Origin of the sequence: Methanosarcina sp. UBA411 (assembly GCF_002495725.1) — an archaeon.
In the GTDB taxonomy this organism is placed as follows: Archaea; Halobacteriota; Methanosarcinia; order Methanosarcinales; family Methanosarcinaceae; genus Methanosarcina.
On sequence record NZ_DAGK01000035.1, the window covers coordinates 189,434 to 212,354 of the forward strand.

Here is a 22,921-nt window from a genome sequence, read left to right on the forward strand (position 1 = left end):
TTAGCAAGAGAAAGTTGAGCCTCCATTTTTTCAATCATACTTCCAAGAGTCTTATACGAAGAATTAAGCGGGCCTGCAGCAATATCCGTAGTATCATGTGTAAACATTAAATGCTCGTATTGCTCTGGGGTTCCAAGTCGACCACTCACCAAGTCCATAATACCTTCAAGTTCTGTGGGATTTTTGATTTCCTGAGTAGCCTTGTAGAACTCTAGAGGATATCTTGCAATCACATCTATATTATGCGCCTCTTTGTCTACTTCTTTGGGATCGATTCTGGTAGTAAGTACAAGAGGAGCATCCATTTTCCCACCCCTTTTATCAGGAAGATAAGATCTTGAGAAGTTAAGTATCCCATCCATGAGAAGCATTACGCAATCTTCATCCCCATCACAGTTCCTACGTTTTGAAGCATGAAAGAAAGGATGAGCATAACCGACTGAAGCTTTCGTAAATCCTATTAAACGCCCTAGCACGCCTGCAGAGGTGTGCGGAGCAAGCCCGATAAGCAGTACGCCTACAAGATCCTGGATTGTTTCGGCATTGTAATAGGGTTCAACCCCATAGTATTTCACAAGTAGGTCATCCACGTATTGTGCGGTACGCAGCATATACTTGCCCCCGTCATAAGAGATAACAAGATCCTGGACCTTCAGGCAGACAACCTGATCGTCTCTTTCAAGGGGATTTCCGTAAATATCCTCAAGATAACCGAGTTCCCGTAGCCTAGCTGCTGTTATCCCGATTTCGTCAGCCCTGATATGTGTAAGTGGAATATCTGACATATCATAGCGGACAGTTCCGTCTTTAAAAATATAGACATCATGTTTCGCCCGTAAAATTCCCTTTTCCAGAGGTTCGGGAGTCATCTGCCCGTTCATAAGCCGTTTTACGCCTTTGATGAGGTCCATTTTTTCCCTTTCTCCTACATTCTCAAAGGCCTGCTTATAAATTGAACGAAAATCCAGTTTAACATTTGCAACGGAAGTTAGCTTTCTACCACATTTTGGACAGGTTTCAGCTCCCCTAATATCAATTTTACAACGTGGACAGGAGAACTTGGGATTAGTATATTCTCCGCAGTCACAGCGCCAGAAATAAGTCTCTTTCCCGCAAGCAGGACATTCCCTGATTCCCATTTCTACTTCAATTTCGCCGATTTTTCCATTCATGGAAGCCGAATAAGCTGAAGCAGATACGAGATTTCGAGTAATTCCTCCGGCGTTACCTATGGGAAAGAGAACCTGAGCTGCAGGAGACATCTTTCGCAGGTCGGATTTTTCCGGTCTTCCCATCCTTGCCCCTATTCTCGAAGGAGCTCTAGGGAAAACTTTAAACCCGCTTAAAATCGCTGCAGCATCCACCATATTGTCGGTATCAGGCACCTGGGCTTTCTCTTTCAGGTCGCAGTCAAGCCCAAGGCAGAAAATAAAAGGAAGAGCTTCTTCGATCATGATTGTGTCAGCTTTTACCCTGTGAAGTACAAGGAGCTTTTCAAGTACGAGTTTGATACCTGTTTCCACGCAGGTTTTCAGGGGCAGCCTGAGAATGCCATTTTCAACTGAAAAGTCTCCATTTTCGGCCACAAACTTCCTTAAAACTTCAAATTCACTTCGGTTTATATCGTGCCAGAGGTACGTAAACTTCGGATGGAGAGGGACATCATATTCCTCTGCAAGCCTGAGAACCAGAGCTGCTGAGGGGTCTTTCAGTTCGGCTTCAGGTATTGTTTCATGGCAGGCTGCTTCATAGTCGTAATGCCACCATTCGAAAACGTAAGGTGAAGGCATGAGAGGATGATTGTTTTCCAGGAAGTCCCCGTAATTAATCAGGATCTCCCCGATATCTACTATTACCTCAACCTGTGAGCGAAGCTCATAAGCTTCTTTTATATCGTCTACCCGGACAAGGTCTCCGGAACGAAGGCGCACAGTTGGCCCTTCTATCGAGTCTACGGCAGACATGGCTGCAGCTTTTCCAGGCCTTTCAACCTTGAGCTGAGTTCCGTTAGTAACAAAATCGTCAAGCAGAACCATACTAGATGGATTAATTCCTGCAGCTGCAAAAGAAGTGTTTCTGGAACGTCCGTAGCGGAGCCTGAACCCTCCTGGCCTTGAAGGATGGGAAAAAACCGGCCTGCCTGCAATAAGGTCTCTTATGTACTTATCCTTCGGCTTGATCTTGTTTTTCTGCTCATCTTCTTCATTGCCTCCGGTTTTTGCACCCCCTATGAGGACATCCAGCCAGTCCCATCCGTCCATGTTCAACTTGTTAACGTGTTTCTTGACTTTGGGGGCCTTAAGGGCGAGCCCTTCGGCAAGCACAAGGCACATTCCCCCTCTGATGCGGTTTGTCCCTATTCTCTCAAGATCTCTGTGCCCTTCAACCTCAGCTTCTTCGGTTGGGTCTCCGTCAATACAGACAGGGCAATTCTCGACTATCAGGCGGATCTCGTCTTCCGAAGGCATGTATTGCAGGCTTGCGACTCTCTTGTAAAGAACGATCTCTTCTACATAACGCTCTACTTCCTCAGGCCTTGGCTTGTAGCGGTCAATTCCTATCCCACGCCTTACGTAATCACCAACGAGCACGGAAAGGGCCTGGGCTGTCCCGCCTGCACTCCGGATAGGCCCGGAATAAAAAATCCGGATATACTCGGAACCATCGTCATTCTTTCCCAGTTCTACCTTATTAATCCCTTCAATCGGGGCTGCAACCACTCCTTCTGTGATGACAGCCATGGAAACCCGGATCGCAGCTTCAACTGCATCCTTTTTTGTTGCAAAGTTCCCCACTTCTCCTTCTGCTACCTGACGCCCGATTTCGAGAGCAGATTCTTCCCTTGACATTTTTTCTTCAAGTTCTCGGATCTTTACAGCGACTCCTTCTACTCCTATAAGGTTCTCAACCCTATCCGCAAGATCTTTGGCAAGGGGAATTTCCACAATGGGCTTTGGGTCTCCTCCACGAGCTCGAGCTGTATTCGCGATCTTGATCGCTTCTTTGAGCCTTACTTCAAGTTCGTCGAAGTATTCATGCATTTCCTTACTTGCAATTGTTTCGCCCATTTAAAAGCCCCTTTAAAAAGAAAAATTGGTATTATCTCGGCCTGCGAAGAGATCCGGATGCAAGAATGCTTGAAATTGAGGTTACAAAAAGGACAAAAATGCCTACCCAGATAATATAATTTCCTACCTTCTCCATGCCCAGAACTGTTAAAAGCAGGCCTGCAGCCAGCACTACCAGGTTAATCTTATTTATTTTTTTGTTCTGATCTACGACTTTTTTGTAAGCCCGCAATTTCACCAGATTTTCCTTTTTTTCTGCTTTCAAAACCATCCCTCTCAAACATTTAATTAAATCTGCAATTCTGCATTAATTCTGCATTTCTGCATCACAATTGAGCTTAAACAATAATCTTTATGGAGGACGCTTCCCTCAGTCGGTTGATGAGAGCTTCCCCAAGCCCAGAACGGCTGAAAGACCCATCGGCTACGATTACATCAAGCCCTTTCTTATCAAGCTTTCTGAGCCCTTCAAAGAGTTTCTTGGCAGCCACTTCCGGCTCTTTTCTCGATCCCAGTAAAAAGCACTCAGCTGAACCCAGATTTTCCGAAGCAAGGAAAACTGCGATTTCTTCACTGGTTTCCTCACTGAGAAGGAGCCCTACTTTCTGACTTTCGTTTCTGTAACTATCAAGTAATTTGATAAGCTTTTCTGAAACAGATTTTCCTTCTCCTTCCACAAGCACGACCTCTGTATCAGGAGTGTAATGCCCGTATTTCCGACCTGCCTTCTTTTCCGGCAGATTAGATTCGTCACCAGCTTCGCCGCTTTTGTATCCAGACCTCACTTTTCCTATAACGCTTTCAAGCTCATCAACACTTATGGCTCCAGGCCTGAGCACAACAGGCGGCTCGACAGTCATATCAATTACAGTTGATTCAAGCCCTATGGAAGCTTCTCCTCCATCAAGAATCACATCAATCCTGCCTGTAAGATCCGATATGACATGGGCTGCAAGGCTGGGACTTGGCTTTCCTGACAGATTGGCACTAGGAGCCGCAAGAGGAGTACCTGCTCTCTGTATGAGTTCCAGAGGAATTCTATGATCAGGCATGCGTACTCCTATTGATTTTAGTTTTCCGGAGGTAATATCGGGAACAATCTCGTTTTTTTCCAGGATAATCGTAAGAGGACCAGGCCAGAAATCATCCATTAGCCTGAAAGCACTTTTCGGAATGTTTCTTGCCACCCTTTCAACATCTTCCCTTGAGTGAACAAGCAAGCTAAGGGGATTTGCAGGAGGGCGCTTTTTTGCCTCAAAAATCTTCAGGACTGCTTCTGGATTAAGGCCGTCAGCTCCAAGCCCGTAAACCGTTTCCGTGGGAAAGGCTACAGTCCCGCCATTTTTGATGATCACTGCCGCCCTGTCAAGGACGGCATCAAAATTTTCTTCGGAAACCCGAAAAACCAGGGTCTTTACTTTATTTCCGTTTTCTGCTTGCACAGGGGATAAACTCCTTTTCAATTGTTATTCCTGTGATAACTATTCCTGCTATTCGTTTGCCGGATTACTTCTTCAGCCACTTATCAAGAGCAACCTCGAGTTCCTTGTGATTTTTCGCATATTCCTGCAGGGTAACACCCTCAAGGGCTGCTTCAAGTGCCTGCCTGCAGGCAGTGGCTCCGGCTGCCGTACCCATAGGATGTGCATGAATTCCACCGCCGAACTGCATAATAACATCCCTTCCGAAGATAGTGTACAGGTCAGGAATCATAGTAGGGGCAAGCCCTCCTGATGCAACCGGGAACATGGGCTTCAACCCTCCCCAATCCTGGGCAAGGACGTGCTGGCTTTCATCTGCAGGCACACTGTCGAGCACACACTCATCCCTGAGAGATAGAACTTCGTGTTTTTCTCCGTGCATCTTCCCGACAACTGTACCTATGTGAAGCTGGTCAAGCCCTATCAGTCTACAGAGCTTGGCAACGACAAGCATGCTTATCCCGTGGCGTGGGTTACGGGTATAGGCCGAATGCATGCATCGGTGGGCATGGAGAGCAATTCCCGCATCTCCGGCTTCTTCCCTAAGGGTCTGAAGTGCAGTCCAGCCTGCAGGTACGATATCTACCATCGCATAGCTGGCACCAAGGTCTTTGAGGAAGTTCATACGGCGGATCATTTCCTTACAGGTGGGGGCAGTAACGTTGCAGAGATACATTTTACGCTCTCCTGTCTCAGATTCTGCCTTTTCTGCAAGCTTCAGGGTGAGTTCGGCTCTTTTTTCAAAACGGTTAAATTTCTGATCCGTTAGATTCTCATCATCTTTAACAAGATCGCAGCCGCCTACAAAGGAATTATAAGCCACTTCAGCATGCTTTTCTGAAGTCAATCCAACTTTCGGCTTGACAATAGTTCCTATTAGAGGCCTGTCCTGCACACCTGTAAGTTCCCTGATTCCTGGCAACCCGAATTCAGGACCTCTAAACTCACGGATCATCGACTTAGGAAAAGCAATATCCTGCAGCCTTAGATTGTCAACAACTTTCATGCTCAGGATATTTCCTGCGATCGCACTGAGCACCTGCGGGACCGAACCAAGTTCAAAGAGATCTTCCGAATAAGCTACCTTTACAGTCTGTGTGTCCTCGTCTACATAAAAAACATGAGGCTTCAGCTTGGCTGCAAGTTCGGGACTGAGTGTGACAATTTCAGTCCAGGAATCTATAGAGCTTTCCCCTGCCATATGGGTTGCAGCCTCTTCAAAATTAACTCCTGCTGTCGGTTCGATATGGAATTCACATATCAGATCGGTATCCTTTGGGCCATAACCCGTATCTATATAGTCCCTTCGCATTGTCTTCCTCCTAACTGAATAGGTTAATCTCCAAATAAAATACATTGAAATATGCTAAACAGAATTATATTCCTGATTGAAGGAAGTAGCTGAACGTAAATAAAAACTTATTTACTTGAAGGAGCGAATCTGGATTGAAAAACAGAAAAATGCACGAAGAAAATAAAAATAAAGCATTTCCTTAAATATAAAAAAGGTTGTGGATAACAAATCTCAAAAAATATAATAAAAAGTAAATTTAAGATTTTGAGTTATCCACTTAAAATAGTGAAGAGCAAAAGATATTTTCCTTCAAATTTAAGGTAAATTTTTACTCTTCACTTTGGGGATGTAGTGGTTTTTGAGTTTATTTTTCGAATTTAGCTAATACATAAACTTTCCATGTCTCTTAGGCTTTTTCTCATTCACTCGAAACTATTACTTGGTTTAACTGTTGTACTAAATTAAAGGGGCACATTTTACGTGTCAGATATTGAATACAAACAGTATAACGAAATATACGGTCATCGAGACAAGTCCAAGAGGTAATCCAAGCCTTGCCCACTCTTTACTGGTTATACCCAATTTGCTTGCAGAGATAATATTCGGGATATTTCCTGGGATCAGCATTCCACCTGATATTAGAAGTCCCATTAGTATGCTTTTTATCTGGAATTCGCTGAGGATAGGCCCGATCTCAGCAGCTGCTAAAGTAGCGTTATCAAGAACGGCTGAGACCATGTTAATCCAGTAAAGAGCCATAGACGGGACCTGAATAAAATACTCGAAGATAATAGGCTTGAATCCTTCCCCAAGCAATACGAGTGCTGCAATAAACACATAGACCTTGACAGCCCTCATTATGACGTCTTTTACAGTCTCGTTATAGTCTGCAGCTTCCATTTCATGCTCACTTGCATCGGCTTTTCCAAGGAAGAATATTCCAATAATACCATAAGCAAGGATGCCTGGAAGAATATATTTACCAAGCATATTAAATAAGAACATGAAATCAGCATGGTAAGGCGCACCTGAAAGTTTTGAGATAGCGATTGTCGAAAGAGGTTCGCCAAGAGGGGTAAGAGCAGCGCCAAGCCCGATTGAGAAACATGCAATGATTGTCAGGTCTACCTTGGCTTTTCTTGAGAGAGGCATCGCATTAACCACCTCAACAAGAATAATTGCCGCAAGAATAGCCGACATCACGCTTGAAGATAAGCCAAGGACAACAATGAGAACAAAAGCCAGAACCCTGACTGAAAGCATATCAGTCAATTTTCTGATTGCTTTATGAATCGGAGCATGCCATTTATAGATAATCAAGCCGACAACTAACACAATCTGAAATATACCTATTGGTATGCCGGCTATATCTCCAACATGTAGTGGTGCAGTTAGTGATTCTTTGATTATCTCCAAACTCCAACCCGTCTCTACGCCTGGAATCTTCGCAAAACCTGAAAGAGTCATTGCAAGCACTCCGCATATGAAAAGGAATACTTCCAGATTCTCTTCAATAACATGTATTTTAAAAGGTCCTAGCAACACGGCCAGGAATATCACAAGAAATCCTATTAAAACTCCTAGATCAAGAGCCATCATTTTTCCTCCTCTGGTAATTTCTGGATTATAGATTGCCTGGGGAGACTTATATACTGATGAATACTACAAAGTCTCAAGTATCTGGTCATTAAGATGACCTACTTTGTCATATATTAGCCTACAATATATGATCTAATAATATATTAATTCCGTTTATATTCAATTTAATGTCCTGGTTGTCGAAAAAGAGCTTTAAGTTTAATTTACACTGGGGGGGTTAAAAGAAAATCCGTTACCGGAGCTTGCAGAAGCTACTTTTAATATTTAGATCGACATTGCAAACTTTACATATATACAAAACAAGCAAGCTTTCCAGAACCATTTCAATTAATATCCTAACAGCACTTTTCACGCAGAGCTTATGGCACTTGATCTGGAGCAAGCTGGTTCTGTCTATGCATTTGTTAGATTCAAGTAAACTATTTTTCTCAGTCGGTAGAAAGGATTGGAAGATAATAACCAGATTCTGGAGAGTCACTCAATTGTCAATTCAACCAAGGGGTTTCAGCCTTTTCCTTGTTCGAGACTATGCGAGATTTAAAAGCAGAGCATTAGAAATCAGAGTAACGATTATAGAAAAGGCGTAATGAACTTAGGGATGGATGTAGGGGATTTACAAATTTATAATTAAAGCTTAAATGTTGGGCACCTCATTGTGATCTTAAAAATACTGAATGAGAATAAATGCAATACTTAACGAAAAATATATTTTATCAAATTCGATGGAAATTTTTCCGGTAAAGGAATATGCAATAAGGTAAAGGAATATACAATAATTTACATCCTATACTTATGGCATTAGGTAAATATTTTAATATGTTTTTAAAATCCTAATAATTCATAGATGTGACGAAAATTTATAGAGCTGCTTTTTCCATCGAATTTGAAGATAATGCAATAAAACTGTAACCATTTCTTTACAGTTTTATTGCTTAAAAGATTTAATCAAGATTCAGTTTCAAAATCCAGCAATTTTATTTTTGAATTTGTCACTGGATTTTGAAACTGAATCCTATTTACACTGATGGGCAATTTTGAGCTTAAATTTTAAACACAAAGATGATGACGAAATAGATAGCCATCGTAATAAGGCCCATGGGGACTCCAAGTCTTGCCCATTCTTTGCTGGTTATACCAAGTTTGCCTGCAGAGATAATGTTCGGGATATTTCCTGGAATCAGCATTCCGCCAGCAATCAAAAGTCCCATAAGGATGCTCTTTATCTGTAACTCACTCATAGCTGGTCCGATCTCAGCGGCTGCCAGAGTGGCGTTATCCAGAATGGCAGAGACCATGTTTACCCAGTAGAGTACCCCGGAGGGGATTTGTATGAAGTACTCGACTATGATAGGTTTGAAACCGTCTCCAAGGAATGTAAGAGCCATAATAAACAGATAAACCTTAACAGCTCTCATTATGACATCTTTTAGAGTCTCGTTATACTCTTCGGCTTTTGTTCCCTGGGCTTTCATATCAATTTTTCCAAGGAAGAACATTCCAACAAGACCGTAGACAAAGATGCCTGGAATTATATATTTACCAAGCATATTAAATAAGAACATGAAATCAGCATGGTAAGGTGCACCTGAGAGTTTTGAGATGGCAATTGTTGAAAGAGGTTCGCCAAGGGGAGTAAGAGCAGCACCAAGGCCGATTGAGAAACACGCAATAACTGTCAGGTCGATCTTGGATTTTCGTGAGATAGGCAATGCATTAACTACCTCAACAAGAATGATTGCAGCAAGAATAGCAGACATTACACTTGAAGATAGACCAAGCACGACAATAAGGAGAAAAGCCATAACTTTAAGAGAAAGCGCTGAGGCTACTTTCCTGATTGCGTTTTGAATCGGCTCATGCCATTTATAGATAATTAAACCGACAATCAACACGATCTGGAATATACCTATTGGAATGCCGCCAATATTTAAAGCATTAAGCGGTGAAGTCAATGCTTCTTCAATTATTTCCATTCTCCAGCCTGTTTCTGTGCCTGGAAGTTCGACCATACCTGCAATTGTCATTGCAGCAATTCCGCAGACAAACAGGAAGACCTCCAGATTTTCCTCAATAACTTTTATTTTAAAAGGGCCGAACAGTACGGCAATAAATATTACAAGAAACCCAGCTAAAATACCTGGTTCAAGAGCCATTACTTTTTTTCCTCCTAATATTATTAAACCACAAAGTCTGAATAACATACTGTTAAACAGTGTTAGAGCCTAGAATGTTTTAGTCTTATAAAGACTTGCGCTATTTATTCTTTAATAATATATTAGTCTTTAATATTCAATATAAATTTTATATTTTTTACAAATAGGGTCTATTTACATATTATAAGGAGCTTTACCAATAATGCATTTTAATGGATACAGAAATTACTTTCGGTCTAAAATTCGGGAAAATCATATAGCTTTGCATTAATTCATATATTTGGCTAACTTTGTAAATTGTTTTATCTACAAAAATTGACATTAAGTACAAAAATTTTAGTTCAAATAAATATATAATTCCACATTTATAATATACAATGCAGATTTCATTCACCGATTTATCCACAAAATAATTCATAAAGTAGAATTTTATTTATGCTGCTGCCTAATTGAGAAACTAGATGACATTTTTGTGCACAATGTGGAAAATCGGTAAGGAGGAAGAGATATTATATATTTAATATTTTCATAGAGTAGAAGATCTGAGAATTTACACAGCCCATGAGGATTTCCAATCAGATATCTGTGGAAGAGAAGTTTCAGATTTTTGTCAAGTATAAATTTTCTTCGTTTTTATGTGTTTAGAAAGCTTTTCGGCGGATTGTAAATTTTAAGTCTCGTAGATTGAAGAAAAACTTGCTAATTAAAGAGAAAAACAATTAACGCGAAGATGAAATTTAGAAAAAATCACAAATAGTTCAAGTTGAGCACTAGAATTAATGACTACAAAACAAAAAAAACTGTAAATTAAATATTTTGATTTCTGATAACGATAATAGAGAGTCTGCAATAAAAAACAGTACTGTGAAGCTTAACCGAATAAGTATATTTTCTTCAAATTCAAGTAAGAGTTTTCAAATTGAAAATAAGAATTCTGGCAGCTTTAAGAAATAAAATCAATCCTATCAGTACGTTTTTCCAATTTGTTCAATACCAATTGAATATAAGGGAGCGCTAAACTATCAAATCTCCAGAAAAATCCTTGAAACTCGTTTCCCATAGAATTTGAAGAAAATACTGTAAGATAGACTCAATTTTATACTGTTTTGCAGAGTCTGATCCAGTTCCAAAATCCAGTAATTTAGCGTGTATTTTCTCTACTGGATCTTGAAACTGAACCCAAGTTATACTTATGAGCAATTTTGAGCTTAAATTTTAAACACAAAGATGATGACAAAATAGATAGCCATCGTGACTAGTCCCATGGGGACTCCAAGTCTTGCCCATTCTTTACTGGTTATACCAAGTTTGCCTGCAGAGATGATGTTTGGGATATTTCCTGGGATCAGCATTCCGCCGGCAATCAAAAGCCCCATAAGGATACCCTTAATCTGAGGTTCAGTAAGGTTAGGCCCTATTTGAGCTGCTGCAAGAGTAGCATTATCCAGAATAGCAGAGACCATGTTTACCCAGTACAGGACTGTTGCAGGGATTTGTGCAAAATATTCGAATATAATAGGCTTGAAACCGTCTCCAAGGAATGTAAGAGCCATGATAAACAGATAGACCTTGACAGCCCTCATAATGACATCTTTCAAGGTTTCGTTATATTCTTCGGCTTTCATCCCGGGATCGTTCATATCGACTTTTCCAAGGAAGAACATTCCAATAAGACCGAACACAAGAATGCCTGGAAGAATATAGAGGCCAAGCATATTAAATAAAAACATGAAATCGGCATGGTAAGGCGCACCTGAGAGTTTTGAGATAGCAATTGTTGAAAGTGGTTCGCCAAGAGGGGTAAGAGCAGCGCCAAGGCCGATTGAGAAACATGCAATGACTGTCAGGTCTACCTTGGATTTTCGTGAGAGAGGCAGTGCATTAACCATCTCAACGAGAATGATTGCCGCAAGAATAGCGGACATTACACTGGAAAGTAGACCAAGCACGGCAATAAGGATAAAAGCCATAACCTTAAGGGAAAGCGCTGAAGCCATTTTCCTGATGGCTTTGTGAATGGGCTCATGCCATTTATAGATGATTAAACCGACAACAAGCACGATCTGAAATATGCCTATTGGAATACCGGCAATATGTAAAGAACTTAGCGGAGAAGTCAACGCTTCTTCAATTATTTCCATTCTCCAGCCTGTTTCTAGTCCCGGAAGTTCGACAAAACCTGCAATTGTCATTGCAGCAATTCCGCAGACAAACAGGAAGACCTCCAGATTTTCTTCAATTATTTTTATTTTAAAAGGACCTAGAAGTACGGCAAGAAATATTACAAGAAACCCAGCTAAAATTCCTGGTTCAAGACCCATTAATTATTCCTCCTTTACTATTTAGTCTATAGCAGTCTATAGTGTTCACTGGAAAGTAAGCCTATACACTATTTTGTATACATTTGAGCCCTCTAAAGGCCTAAAGCTCTGTTTTTAGAGGATAAAATAGTTGGTCAATACATGGGAGAAGTAACAAGTATACTGTTTATTGATAAGTAAAATCACTAATTGTGAGCACTGTAGATTACAAAATGCCTTAAATTAACTAATGTTATACTGAAAAGCCCCGAATTCTTTAGCTTTACAACGGCCTCTTCATTTTTCCATAGATTAATTCAATATCTGTGCGTATGAGAAAGATTTTTAATTTACTTCCTAATGGAAGCCTTATCTAGATGTATTTTTGGCTCTTGAAGGGGGATATTTCTGTCATTTTTATCTTCCTTATTCGCATAATATTGGGTTCTTCTACTGATGAGACCTTCTACATTTTTCGAATCACTGCACGGTTATCTAGCACCTTCCACACAAGATTGATTCTAGTCCTAATGTAGAGAAGTCAAGTTCCTCTAACCAGATAATATCTTGAGTTTTTGTCCTCGATTACACATGCTTTTTTGTTATTTCGGGACTATAGATTCCCTGTTAAACAATCATGCGTATATATTTTTTGCTTTTGTTCATATTAAAAGTAAGGATGATTACACAAAGATTCACAATTATAAAAATTATAACATGAAGTCGCAGATTTTTTGGTTATAATTTTTTACAATCAATCGAATCTTATTTATACTAAGTAGGCGATGCATTATTTGATAAAATATATATTTTTGAATTTATATTACACCCCCATAATTTAGATCGGTTATTGTTGAGAGCTTCAACACCCAAATTAAGAAAATAGAATATTGAGATAAAATATGAGAAGGTATTACAAAAAAGCAGTATATTAACATATCAAAATCGAAATATGGGCAACTTATAAAATAAGACACAAATAGTAAATTAAAGTTAAAAACGGAAGATAAAAGTATTAAAGTGGTTAAAAAATATGTAGAAGAGCATAAATAGAATATACAAATAGTATGCATTAAAAGGTATAACCTTGGTTTAAACTAACAGTATCTTCTTTTTTAGAGGAGCTGCATACTATATGTTTTTAATTAGTATTTAACGTATGGTTTATCAGAACTGAATACTTAACTTTTACACTTACAATTTTCAAGCAGTTTTCAGTGTGTTTTTATTAGGTACTCCTTCAATCAGCTCTTCAATCTGTTGGACATCAATTAATTTCGATTTCAACGGGAATTTCGTCAGCACACCGTCTGAAAGTGACTTCAAGCACTCCATTTTTATAATTGGCTTTTGCACTCTTAGGGTCCACACGGGATGGAAGCTCTATATCCTGTGAATATTCAGATGTCCCAATAATCCTTATTTCGAGATTTTGAGCAGTCGCATGCAGCAGGAGATCTTCTTTTTCAATCTCCGGGAGTTCTGCAAGTACATGCACCAGCTCTTCGCTTTCAAAGATATCAATTAAAGGGTCTCTTATTTCGGAGGGGAAGAGGTTCTCTTCATCTTCAAAACGTTCCGAAACGTTTCCAAACTCCCGGAGTTCGGGATCTACCTCCGGGCGATGAATGATAGAAAATCCGTAAACGAAAGGGACGGATTCTCCCAGATCTTCCAGGAGGGCGTTGATAATATCTTCAAGGTTATCAAAAAATTCAGGTCCAAAATCTTCAAAGAAATCCTTTCTTTTTCTTGTGCCCACCATTATTACCTCTGCTTTTCCTCGTGCTGTTACACTTACAGTGTAATTTCCAGAATATCACTCAATGCTTATTGAGGTTCGGGAACTGGATTCCAGCCTCTTAAAGGTAACTTCCAGCACACCATTTTTGTATGTAGCTTTTGCACTCTGGGGGTCCACCTTTACGGGCAGTTCTACACGTTCGGAATATTTCGGATTCCCATGTATTGTTTCGATGTCAAGCATTAAATCAGTTGCGTTCAGTCTGATATTTTCTTTCTCGATACCCGGAATCTCAGCAATTACATGTATGGTATCTTCGGCTTCCAGTATATCAATCAAGGGTTTTCTTATGTCAAGATAACTCTTTTCTCCGGTTGTGGTCTGCTCAAATGTAGGAATATTTCCAAATTCGCGGATTTCAGGTTCTTCTCCTGGTCTCTGGGTTAAGGAAAATCCGTAGATGAAAGGGGACTGACCGAAATTTTCCGCACTCATACCCATTGCCTTACTGAGGCGTTCGAACATTTCGTCCACGTCCCCAATAGGATCAATTCCGAAGACTTCATCAAAAAAATCTCTTCTTGTTTTCCTGTCTCTATCCATATAATTACCCCATTATTAGTTTATCCATTTGTACAATTATCAGGTTAAGATAAATTAAATCAGCTAATACAAATTAGTCATTATTTTTTTAGTAGTCGTGAGTCTTAAAGAGTAAAAGACCGGTATTTGCCGGCCTATAAAGGATTGGGCTTACTGAGCCTGAAAGAAACCCGGAACATTTTCATGTTCGATTTCTTTTTCCTGCTCTTCAGCTTCGGAAGCTTCTTCTTCAAACTCAGTTGAGTATTTAGCAAAGAGTTCAGCACCCCGTTCATAAGCTGCAAGGTTTTCCCTGGATGTTGTAGGCTTTACACGGCGGATTGCACGTTCAAAGTGCTTCTTTGAAATCCGGACTTCTCCTGCCCTTTTCTCGACATCTTTTCTGCCAATTCCTGGAGTGACAATTTCCCTCAGGGCTAGCATTGCAGCCTCCCTGCAAATGCCCTCAATGTCAGCACCTACGTACCCCTCAGTCATATCAGCAAGTTCGGAGAGATTTACATCTTCTGCAAGTGGTTTTCCCTGTGTATGAATTTCAAAGATCTTCTCCCTGCTTTTTTTATCAGGTGGCTTGATATAGATGAGCCTGTCAAAGCGACCAGGCCTCAACAGAGCAGGATCTACCATATCAGGCCGGTTAGTGGCAGCAACAATGATCACATCCTTGAGTTCTTCTACTCCATCCAGTTCAGTGAGGATCTGGCTGACAACTCTTTCGGACACGTGTGTATCTGAGACAGAACTTCTTTGAGGGGCGATTGAATCGATTTCGTCAAAGAAAATAACTGTCGGTGCAGCCTGTTTGGCTTTCCGGAAGGTTTCCCTAATCGCACGCTCGGATTCTCCTACGTATTTGCTAAGCAGCTCCGGACCTTTGATGCTGATGAAATTGGCTTCGCTTTCACTGGCGACAGCTTTTGCAAGCAGGGTTTTACCCGTACCTGGAGGCCCGAACAGTAATACCCCTCTGGGCGGTTTTATACTAATAGTGCTGAAGACTTCAGGATACTTCAGAGGCCATTCTACAGCCTCAATAAGTTCCTGCTTTGCATTTTCAAGTCCCCCGATATCATCCCATTCCACGTGCGGAACCTCAACGTAAATCTCTCTCATCGCCGAAGGCTCGATATTCTTCAGGGCTTCCCTGAAATCCTCTTTGGTGACTACAAGGTTATCAAGAATTTCCTGTGGAATTTCTTCTTCGATATCGATTTCAGGAGTTATCCTTCTCAAAGCATGCATTGCAGCTTCCTTACACAGAGAAGATAAATCAGCTCCCACGAAACCATGGGTTACATCTGCAATTTCACCAAGACTTACATCCTGTTCAATTGGCATGCCTCTTGTGTGAATGAGAAGAATCTGCTTCCTACCGTTCCGATCAGGAATTCCAATTTCGATTTCCCTGTCAAATCTTCCACCACGGCGGAGAGCTTCATCTATGGAGTTAGGACGGTTTGTGGCAGCGATTACAACTACCTCACCTCTGGACTGAAGCCCGTCCATAAGGGAAAGCAACTGAGCAACCACCCTACGTTCCATTTCTCCTGTGACTTCACCGCGCTTTGGAGCAATAGAATCAATCTCATCTATGAAAATGATAGAAGGTGCATCCTTTTCGGCTTCCTCGAAAATTTCTCGAAGCTTCTGTTCACTTTCTCCATAATACTTTGAAACGATTTCAGGACCGCTGATAGTCATAAAATTGGCATCGGTTTCACTTGCAACTGCTTTTGCAATCATTGTCTTGCCCGTACCTGGAGGCCCATGAAGCAAAACCCCTTTAGGAGGCTCAATTCCAAGCTTCTGGAAGAGTTCAGGATGTCTTAGCGGCAGCTCAATCATTTCCCTGACAAGTTGGATTTCCCGTTTAAGCCCACCAATATCCTCATATGAGATTCCTTCTGGAACCTTGATCTCCTCAACTGATTTTTCCTTGATGACAATCTCTGTATCCTTAGTGACAACGACAGGTCCTGCTGGCCTTGTAGATGCAACCACGAAAGTCAGAGGATTATTTACAGTTTCCACCCTGATCTGCTGACCTTTGTTCAAAGGTCTTCCTTCAATAATTCTTAGAATATAGTGAGCCCCTCCAACAAGTCTTACAGGCTGAGAAGGAGCAAGGGTAACTCTCTGAGCGTGTTTTGCCTGGACTTTCTGGATTGTAACCCTGTCATCAATCCCCACTTTTGCATTACTGCGCAGGTTTCCGTCGATCCGGATCCGATTTTCTTGTTCACGCTCTACATTTGGCCAGACAATTGCGTAGGTCTTGGCTCTTCCTGAGATCTCAATTATATCCCCACTTACAAGCCCCATCTGTTGCATAAGGCGGGTGTCAATCCTTGCAATTCCCCTACCCACGTCCTTATGATAAGCTTCAGCAACTCTCAAATTCATTTCCTCAATCATTCGTTCTCAACTCCAGTCTCACATATTTTCCAGTAATACTGGTTATTTTTGATACTATACTCAATAAAACCCCTCTCTGCAAGATCTATCAGGTTAGCATTAATAATACTCGGATGCAAGCGCAGGTTGTAACATAGAGTAGCTAAGGTGGTTTCATTTTTCAAAAGCTCAAACAAGAGCTCACACTCTACAGAATTTCTGGCAACCTTTTCAATTGAGTCCAGACAACGATCCATAACTTCCGTGTACTCCGCCTGGAGCTGCTGCTGCATCTGTGCAAGTTCTTCTTGCCTTATTTTGAGCTCCTCAAGTCTGCTGTTCAATTTAAGAAAGAAAGCTGACGACCCTTCCCCGGCAGGAATCTCCTTTTTCACAGGAGATTCTTCTTGTTTCTCCCTATCAAGAGTGATATCGTGTAATGTTACTGTATAGGCATATGGAGATACCGACACTTCAAGTCTCATATTGTTTGCGATATTGAAGTACTTACGCCTTTGTTCATCTATACTGCATTCTATAAGTCCTGCCTGCTCGAGTAAACCTAAGTGACTTATTATGGCTTTTGGCCCTACTCCCAACCTGCTAGAGATCTCACTGACATAGCATGGGCGGTTTGCAAGAAGTTGAATAATCTTCCTGCGGTTTTCATTCCCCAGGATGTCAAGTAATTTTGCTGAGTCCATTATTTTCCTCTGAGAATCGTATAAATTATGGAATATTAAGGCAATAATGTCAGATTTTTTGTGATTGTTATTTTAGATTATAATGTATCCAGTCTTGAGTAAATTCTAACAGGAATTCTTATAATTCCTGTCTGAAACTTTGCCCGGAAGACTAGCTGGAAAGGAGAATGCACAAGATAGTAACCCTTAGTTAGCACTGAAGATATATAAATATATCCATTGACAGCGTACTTCTTTCGTAAATAAAAAAATAGAAAGTGCCAGTGGGAGATTTATATTAATCTAAATATAAAATAAAGCTATAATATATTGAGAAATATTTAAAGGAAAAGTTTAGAACGAAAATTAACAAAAATAAGGTAAGCTAATCATATTTTCAGGCTAAAAGCATAGGTTTCTATGCTTTAATCAATAAGATATCCGGAATTTATTCTCAAAATATCTAGATAAGAAATCTCCGGGAAATTCGGGAATTTAAAGTTTATTTCTGCTTTTTTGATTTTGGTTTTTCTTTTGGTTTTTCTTTTTGCTGGCTGAAAACCGAAGGTAAATGCAGAGCATAAGATCCTTCTTCTCGGATTGCCATAACAAGTTCTTTTCTTTCAAGGAGAGAGTCCAGGTTAAGTTCGTAAGAGCCAGGCCCAAGAATTCTTACGGACTCTACTCTTTCTTCATCTGTTTCCCTCTCGGCTTCTGGTTCCTGCTTTGTGTTTTCCTGTTCAGAGGCAAGAGCCTCATCAATATTTTTGACAACTTCATCCAGAGAGGATTCCAAATCCAACTTTTGTTCTTCCAGAGCAGGCCTTACCTGATTTTCCGAACCTTCACATTCTTTTTTCACATAAAGGAATTTATTCCAACCGCAGTTTGGGCAACCGCTCAGGATGACAGAATCTCCGTCTTCAAAAATGGTTCCGCATCTGGTACATCTGTGGGGCATGAATTCACCGGTAATAGATAGTGATTAATTAATAGATAGTGATTAATTTGTTGTTAATGAATTAATATAAGTGGATTAATTTGTTGAAATGAATTAATTTATTATAAATAATATAATAATGTACTCGGATTTTAGATCAAAATGCTATCCTGGATTTTCGACCACTCTGGTATCATGGATTTTAGATCAACATGCTATTCTGGATTGAGATTTAAATGAAGATACAAAGTGGCTACAGTGATAGCTTTATGGATATTTTAAATATAGATATCCTGAACAGATATGTATATTTGTATTTACAGCTTAACGCCTTCTTTTGAACGAAAAATATAGCTCCAGCCAATAAAAGTAAAAAACATCTTCTTCTGTTGTAGATCCCTTCAGTCTTTCCAGTTGAAAATATAAGCTATTAGCTCGCTCAGGAAGAAAATTAATAACAAAGCTTATTATAAAAGCCTCCAATGCTTCTTTCCATTGATGATCTCGGAACTGACTCTGCGCACTCTCTCCATTTCTTCCAGTATTTCAGGAAGCCTTCCTGGCTGGGTGACTTCAAAGACAATAGAGTCCAGATCATGGTTTATGTAAAGGCTGTGTTTAAGATCCTCAATATTCCAGGATTTTTTAGGGTTTTTTCTCATGCATTTAGTCAGGATGCTTATCATATCTTCCATGAAGTTCCAAGGATAGACAATCCAAGCCCAATCCTCAAGTCGTTCGCCCACATAATCTGGGTCAATTTTCGAGCTCCCCAAGTACTGTAATGTAGCGGTTCTCACTTCGGTGGGATTGCGACTTTCCACGTAAGTCTTGGCACTAAGCATACTTTCTCCGGTATCAACGATATCATCTACAATGAGTACCTTTTTTCCTCCCATCACATCGTCGGAAAGTGGATATCGAATGTAAGGCTCACCAGTCTCAATAGCCGTGGCTCCTATGTAGTGCTCGACTTTCAAACTGGATAAGTCATCAATCCCTAGAAAATCGCAGAGCACTCGCCCGGCAAACCAGCCTCCCCTTGCAAGAGCAATAATCACATCCGGTTCATATCCAGAACGTTTGATTTCAGTAGAGACATTTCGGCACAAGTTATAAATGTAGTCCCAGTTTGTAATCACACATTTGAATGATTCGATGCAAAGTCCTCCATGATCCGGAATTCGCACACATGGTAAGGATACTAGCAATTAAGAAGTATCACTTCCCAGGCTCTATATTCGAGCTATATAATTTAGTTATAGACTTTAAGGTTTCTTATCTTGTCAAAGATAACACAGGAAAAGATTAAAAAAGAACAGAATAAGATTAAAAAGGGATACTTAAAAAAGTATATTAGAAATTTTTTCTATATTGATATGATATAACTAAAGTTAACTTCAAATATCTCTAAAGTCGCTCTCATAGAAATAGCAAATTCCTTTAGAAACCCTTTCTGAAAAATCGAAGGAAAAATGAATCTTTCGCAGAAGCGCAAGATCTGGAAAGTGAAATTAATGGACAAATCTCTAATAGACCTCCTCTTTATGTCCCAGAAGAGAAAAGACCTTTTGCTCCTGCTCAAAAAAGGAGGAAAACCGATAGAGGAGATCACAGACAGTCTGAACGTTACCTCTACAGGTATGCTCCCTCAAATCAAAAAACTTAAGGATGAACATTTAGTTCTTCAGGAAGACCGGGAGTACAGGCTAACACCTCTTGCGGAGATCGTGGTCGAAAAAATGGAGCCTCTGCTTGATACTCTGATGGTCATTGAGGAGAATAAGGATTACTGGGAGGACCGCGATCTCACCGCCTTACCCAACCCCTTTCTGGAAAGGCTTAATGAATTAAAATCTTGCTTCCTTGTTAAACCTGACCCTGATAATATCTTTGAGCCTTCCCCCATATTCATGGAGAACATTAGAAAATCAAAAGAGATCGTCTTTTATTCATCAATATTTCATCCAGTATTTTCTGAAATATTTATAGCAAACAAAGACTATGATATCAAAATAACCCTTGTAGTAACAAGAAAAATCTGGGAAAGACTGAAAACCGATTTCGAAGAAGAACTGAAACTTTGTCTGGCCAGAGAAAAAAGGAGACTTTTTATTTCTAAGAAAGAGATAAAAATTGCTATGTTGGTTAAGACCGAATGCTTCATGGCTGCTGATTTTCTTACTTCGAAAGGGATTTTTGACCAAGAAACTATTATAGGATTCGAGCCTGCGGCTTTGAAATGGACTGAAGATCTAATTCTGCATTACAAAGAGCAGGCTCAGGAGATATAAGGGTAAATCCAGGAGAAAACTTGCAAATAAGAGAGTAAGATTGACATATATATTCCCGTCTTTGCAAGCAAAAAAGCGTTTTGAATTCTCCTTATAAAATTCTCCTACTTCGTATCCAGAAACATTACATTTTTCTTTATTTAAAATATTAATTGTTAGCTCAAGTTTGTTCAAGCTTGTTTTCTTCAGCAGAGTGGAGTGATACTTTGGAGTGCCGCTTAAAAAATGAAATACTCTTCCAACATCCCACTCGTTCCATCTTATGAGTTCATTATACTCATCAGGTTTGATTTTTCTGGCTCTCACCGTTGGAGTATAGTTAAGGAATGCTTTACTCTGGGAACGCCTCCTTTCTCAATGGTATCCATTGTCTTTGAAAGCAACTTTATTCCTGTAAAAAATAATTTCTGAGTAACTTGCTCAAGTTTTTCACCAGAGCTGATAGGAACCCTTTCCTGGAAAATGATATCTCCGGTATCCTCGCCTTTATCTATATAATGAATAGGTCACTCTTGGATTCAGGACATAATCATAGTATTCCCAGAAAAGAGGAACTGGCCCTCTGTATTCGGGAAGATGTGAACAATGGATATTAATAGTCCCAAATTTTGGGATACTAAATATGTTCTCCTTTAAGAGATGAGACATAGAATATACAACTATGAGATCAGGCTGTAGATTCTTCATCCATTTTTCAAGGTTCTCATTTTCTCCTTTCCTTAAAAAATAATAGGGAATTCTCAGTTTTTTAGAGAAAATTTTTAAATTTAAAGGATTCAAGGTGAATGAGTAATAGACACTTACAAAAAAACTCTCCTATTGTTTTGAGGAACGAATTCGGTTCACTCTCCCGAGAGCACTCAACAATTCCCACTACCTCATGTCCTGATCCAATGATGAATTCAAAAATATTAGAAATACCCTGCGTAATAACTGCAATTCTCAATTAAATACCACCGGATCTTTACTTGAGTTCGTAGAAAAAAATTAATTTTCTCACTTCTTTTGACTTGTATTCTGTGCTTGTACTAGATATTTTCTGCAAATTCAAGTTAGAGCCTTCTTGAATGCCAATTCTAAGTATTTTTCCTATTTGACTACGAAAATTATCTCGTTAAAACTTGAAAAATACAAATTGATACTTATGAGCATAAAATGTAGAGTTAACGGCGTTATAAACAATTAAATGAATAGTATATATAAATTTCACAAGTTTGTAATGAAAAATAAGAATTGAACTTTAACAATCGTGCTACAATACTAAATATATTCATTGATATCTGTATATAAAAAAGTTTATAAAGAAATTTATAAAAATTTGATATCATAAAAGATCTCAATATAATTAAGTAAACAAAAATGAAAACTGACCTACAAAGCTGCGAATAGAACTGAAGCTTAAACAAAGGATAAATCCAAACAGGCATATATTTTTCATAAACGTATTAGAGAGAATAAAAGTAGAAGAATAAGAGGGGAAAGAATGAAAATAGGAACAAACAATAAGGTTTGGAATTACACAAAAATTACAGTAGTTTTGTTTGCGGTCTTTATGGTTATTTTTTCTGGCTGTATTGGTGAAGAACAGAACGAAACCGAACAGGGAAATACAATAAATAATAGTCAGGGAGTCAATGGAACAAACAATAGTCAGGGAGCTAGTGGAGGCGATTACATATATGGTACTGCAAATGTAGAGAGTATCCAGATTGTTACCCTTGAGTCTTTTCCCGTACAGATACAGGTGATAGCAGAAGGCTACCTTCCTGACGGATGTACTGAAATTAACGAAATAAAGAATGAAAGAGATGGAAACGTCTTCAATATCAATATCAGTACGAAACGCCCGAGAGATGCGATCTGTACTCAAGCTTTAGAGAGTTTTACAGAGACTATTCCCCTCGAAATCAGAGACCTTAAAGCCGGAAACTACACTGTAAATGTAAACGGAGTAACCGAATCTTTTGAACTGGCGATAGATAATGTGCCTCAAGAAGCTTCTGGCTCTATGCCACCGAGGCAACAGGTAATAACCGAAGCTGACAGCGGAACAAGTATAAGTCTTGAAAATGGAAGCACATTTTTCCTCAGGCTTAAGGAAAACCCGACAACAGGTTATTCATGGGAACTTAATCTCAGTCAGGGGCTCAATAATATCTCAGGAGAATACTATCCTCCAGAGCAGCCTGAAGGAATCGGGCAACCTCTTGTTGGAGCAGGAGGGGTCCGCTTATGGGAAATTAAAGCCGTATCTGAAGGCAGCCAGCAAGTAACAGGAATATATAAAAGGCCCTGGGAGAAAGTAACCGGAGAGGAAGAAAACTTTACACTTAACATTGAAGTTGTCTAAATATTGGTTAGATCTACC

General features: G+C 39.7%; 17 protein-coding genes. 2 read left to right on the plus strand and 15 right to left on the minus strand.

All coding sequences use genetic code 11. The features are described from left to right. From BP861_RS15780 to BP861_RS15840, 13 genes are all read right to left on the minus strand, one after another. A partial coding sequence (locus BP861_RS15780) for a DNA polymerase II large subunit (RefSeq protein ID WP_292376963.1) occupies positions 1 to 3,068 on the minus strand: 3,068 nt, incomplete at its 3' end. Between the two features lie 31 nt (positions 3,069 to 3,099). Further along, entirely contained in the window at positions 3,100 to 3,339 is a 240-nt protein-coding gene (locus tag BP861_RS15785) for a hypothetical protein (RefSeq protein WP_292376964.1), read from the minus strand. A 67-nt stretch (positions 3,340 to 3,406) separates the two neighbouring features. After that, positions 3,407 to 4,510, minus strand: a complete 1,104-nt coding sequence (locus BP861_RS15790; RefSeq protein ID WP_292376965.1) for an L-threonylcarbamoyladenylate synthase — start codon at positions 4,508 to 4,510, stop codon at positions 3,407 to 3,409. A gap of 64 nt (positions 4,511 to 4,574) precedes the next feature. Next, positions 4,575 to 5,861: a type III ribulose-bisphosphate carboxylase gene (gene rbcL / locus BP861_RS15795; RefSeq protein WP_292376966.1), complete on the minus strand. Its 1,287-nt coding sequence runs from the start codon at positions 5,859 to 5,861 to the stop codon at positions 4,575 to 4,577. A 465-nt stretch (positions 5,862 to 6,326) separates the two neighbouring features. Next, on the minus strand, positions 6,327 to 7,439 hold the full coding sequence (locus BP861_RS15800; RefSeq protein ID WP_292377026.1) for a DUF1646 family protein: 1,113 nt from the start codon (positions 7,437 to 7,439) through the stop codon (positions 6,327 to 6,329). Positions 7,440 to 8,482: 1,043 nt separating this feature from the next. After that, complete coding sequence (locus BP861_RS15805; RefSeq protein WP_292376967.1) at positions 8,483 to 9,595, minus strand: DUF1646 family protein; 1,113 nt, start codon at positions 9,593 to 9,595, stop codon at positions 8,483 to 8,485. Between the two features lie 1,208 nt (positions 9,596 to 10,803). Further along, positions 10,804 to 11,916, minus strand: a complete 1,113-nt coding sequence (locus BP861_RS15810) for a DUF1646 family protein (RefSeq protein ID WP_292376968.1) — start codon at positions 11,914 to 11,916, stop codon at positions 10,804 to 10,806. Positions 11,917 to 13,162: 1,246 nt separating this feature from the next. Beyond that, positions 13,163 to 13,660, minus strand: a complete 498-nt coding sequence (locus BP861_RS15815) for an Hsp20/alpha crystallin family protein (RefSeq protein ID WP_292376969.1) — start codon at positions 13,658 to 13,660, stop codon at positions 13,163 to 13,165. Between the two features lie 54 nt (positions 13,661 to 13,714). Next, positions 13,715 to 14,242, minus strand: coding sequence for an archaeal heat shock protein Hsp20 (gene hsp20 / locus BP861_RS15820; protein WP_292376970.1), 528 nt, complete (start codon positions 14,240 to 14,242; stop codon positions 13,715 to 13,717). 150 nt (positions 14,243 to 14,392) lie between these two features. After that, on the minus strand, positions 14,393 to 16,657 hold the full coding sequence (locus BP861_RS15825; RefSeq protein WP_292376971.1) for a CDC48 family AAA ATPase: 2,265 nt from the start codon (positions 16,655 to 16,657) through the stop codon (positions 14,393 to 14,395). Next, positions 16,654 to 17,340 carry an ArsR/SmtB family transcription factor gene (locus tag BP861_RS15830; protein ID WP_292376972.1) on the minus strand — a complete coding sequence of 229 codons (687 nt, stop codon included), beginning with the start codon at positions 17,338 to 17,340 and terminating at the stop codon, positions 16,654 to 16,656. Before BP861_RS15830 ends, BP861_RS15825 begins: the two co-directional genes overlap by 4 nt. Before the next feature lie 481 nt (positions 17,341 to 17,821). After that, a complete protein-coding gene (locus BP861_RS15835) occupies positions 17,822 to 18,280 on the minus strand; it encodes a Zn-ribbon domain-containing protein (RefSeq protein ID WP_292376974.1) in 459 nt (152 codons plus the stop codon). Positions 18,281 to 18,726: 446 nt separating this feature from the next. Further along, positions 18,727 to 19,449: a phosphoribosyltransferase gene (locus tag BP861_RS15840; protein WP_394339089.1), complete on the minus strand. Its 723-nt coding sequence runs from the start codon at positions 19,447 to 19,449 to the stop codon at positions 18,727 to 18,729. Between the two features lie 285 nt (positions 19,450 to 19,734). Between BP861_RS15840 and BP861_RS15845 the strand changes: the two genes are divergently transcribed. Continuing rightward, positions 19,735 to 20,553 carry a helix-turn-helix transcriptional regulator gene (locus BP861_RS15845; protein ID WP_292376975.1) on the plus strand — a complete coding sequence of 273 codons (819 nt, stop codon included), beginning with the start codon at positions 19,735 to 19,737 and terminating at the stop codon, positions 20,551 to 20,553. 302 nt (positions 20,554 to 20,855) lie between these two features. Here the strand turns inward: BP861_RS15845 and BP861_RS16150 are convergent, their stop codons facing one another. Both BP861_RS16150 and BP861_RS16155 read right to left on the minus strand, forming a co-directional pair. Continuing rightward, positions 20,856 to 21,056, minus strand: a complete 201-nt coding sequence (locus BP861_RS16150; RefSeq protein WP_394339188.1) for a hypothetical protein — start codon at positions 21,054 to 21,056, stop codon at positions 20,856 to 20,858. Then, positions 21,040 to 21,333: a formyltransferase family protein gene (locus BP861_RS16155; RefSeq protein ID WP_394339186.1), complete on the minus strand. Its 294-nt coding sequence runs from the start codon at positions 21,331 to 21,333 to the stop codon at positions 21,040 to 21,042. Before BP861_RS16155 ends, BP861_RS16150 begins: the two co-directional genes overlap by 17 nt. A 703-nt stretch (positions 21,334 to 22,036) precedes the next feature. On the opposite strand from BP861_RS16155, the gene BP861_RS15850 reads away from it, so the two are divergent. After that, positions 22,037 to 22,903, plus strand: a complete 867-nt coding sequence (locus BP861_RS15850; RefSeq protein ID WP_292376977.1) for a protease inhibitor I42 family protein — start codon at positions 22,037 to 22,039, stop codon at positions 22,901 to 22,903. The last annotated feature ends 18 nt before the right edge of the window (positions 22,904 to 22,921 follow it).

What these genes read in the sequence shown, in the direction of transcription:
- BP861_RS15785 (WP_292376964.1), bottom strand. Translation starts at nt 3,339, where the DNA reads ATGGTTTTGAAAGCAGAAAAAAAGGAAAATCTGGTGAAATTGCGGGCT.
- rbcL (WP_292376966.1), bottom strand. Translation starts at nt 5,861, where the DNA reads ATGCGAAGGGACTATATAGATACGGGTTATGGCCCAAAGGATACCGAT.
- BP861_RS15800 (WP_292377026.1), bottom strand. Translation starts at nt 7,439, where the DNA reads ATGGCTCTTGATCTAGGAGTTTTAATAGGATTTCTTGTGATATTCCTG.
- BP861_RS15805 (WP_292376967.1), bottom strand. Translation starts at nt 9,595, where the DNA reads ATGGCTCTTGAACCAGGTATTTTAGCTGGGTTTCTTGTAATATTTATT.
- BP861_RS15810 (WP_292376968.1), bottom strand. Translation starts at nt 11,916, where the DNA reads ATGGGTCTTGAACCAGGAATTTTAGCTGGGTTTCTTGTAATATTTCTT.
- BP861_RS15815 (WP_292376969.1), bottom strand. Translation starts at nt 13,660, where the DNA reads ATGGTGGGCACAAGAAAAAGAAAGGATTTCTTTGAAGATTTTGGACCT.
- hsp20 (WP_292376970.1), bottom strand. Translation starts at nt 14,242, where the DNA reads ATGGATAGAGACAGGAAAACAAGAAGAGATTTTTTTGATGAAGTCTTC.
- BP861_RS15825 (WP_292376971.1), bottom strand. Translation starts at nt 16,657, where the DNA reads ATGATTGAGGAAATGAATTTGAGAGTTGCTGAAGCTTATCATAAGGAC.
- BP861_RS15830 (WP_292376972.1), bottom strand. Translation starts at nt 17,340, where the DNA reads ATGGACTCAGCAAAATTACTTGACATCCTGGGGAATGAAAACCGCAGG.
- BP861_RS15835 (WP_292376974.1), bottom strand. Translation starts at nt 18,280, where the DNA reads ATGCCCCACAGATGTACCAGATGCGGAACCATTTTTGAAGACGGAGAT.
- BP861_RS15845 (WP_292376975.1), top strand. Translation starts at nt 19,735, where the DNA reads ATGAATCTTTCGCAGAAGCGCAAGATCTGGAAAGTGAAATTAATGGAC.
- BP861_RS15850 (WP_292376977.1), top strand. Translation starts at nt 22,037, where the DNA reads ATGAAAATAGGAACAAACAATAAGGTTTGGAATTACACAAAAATTACA.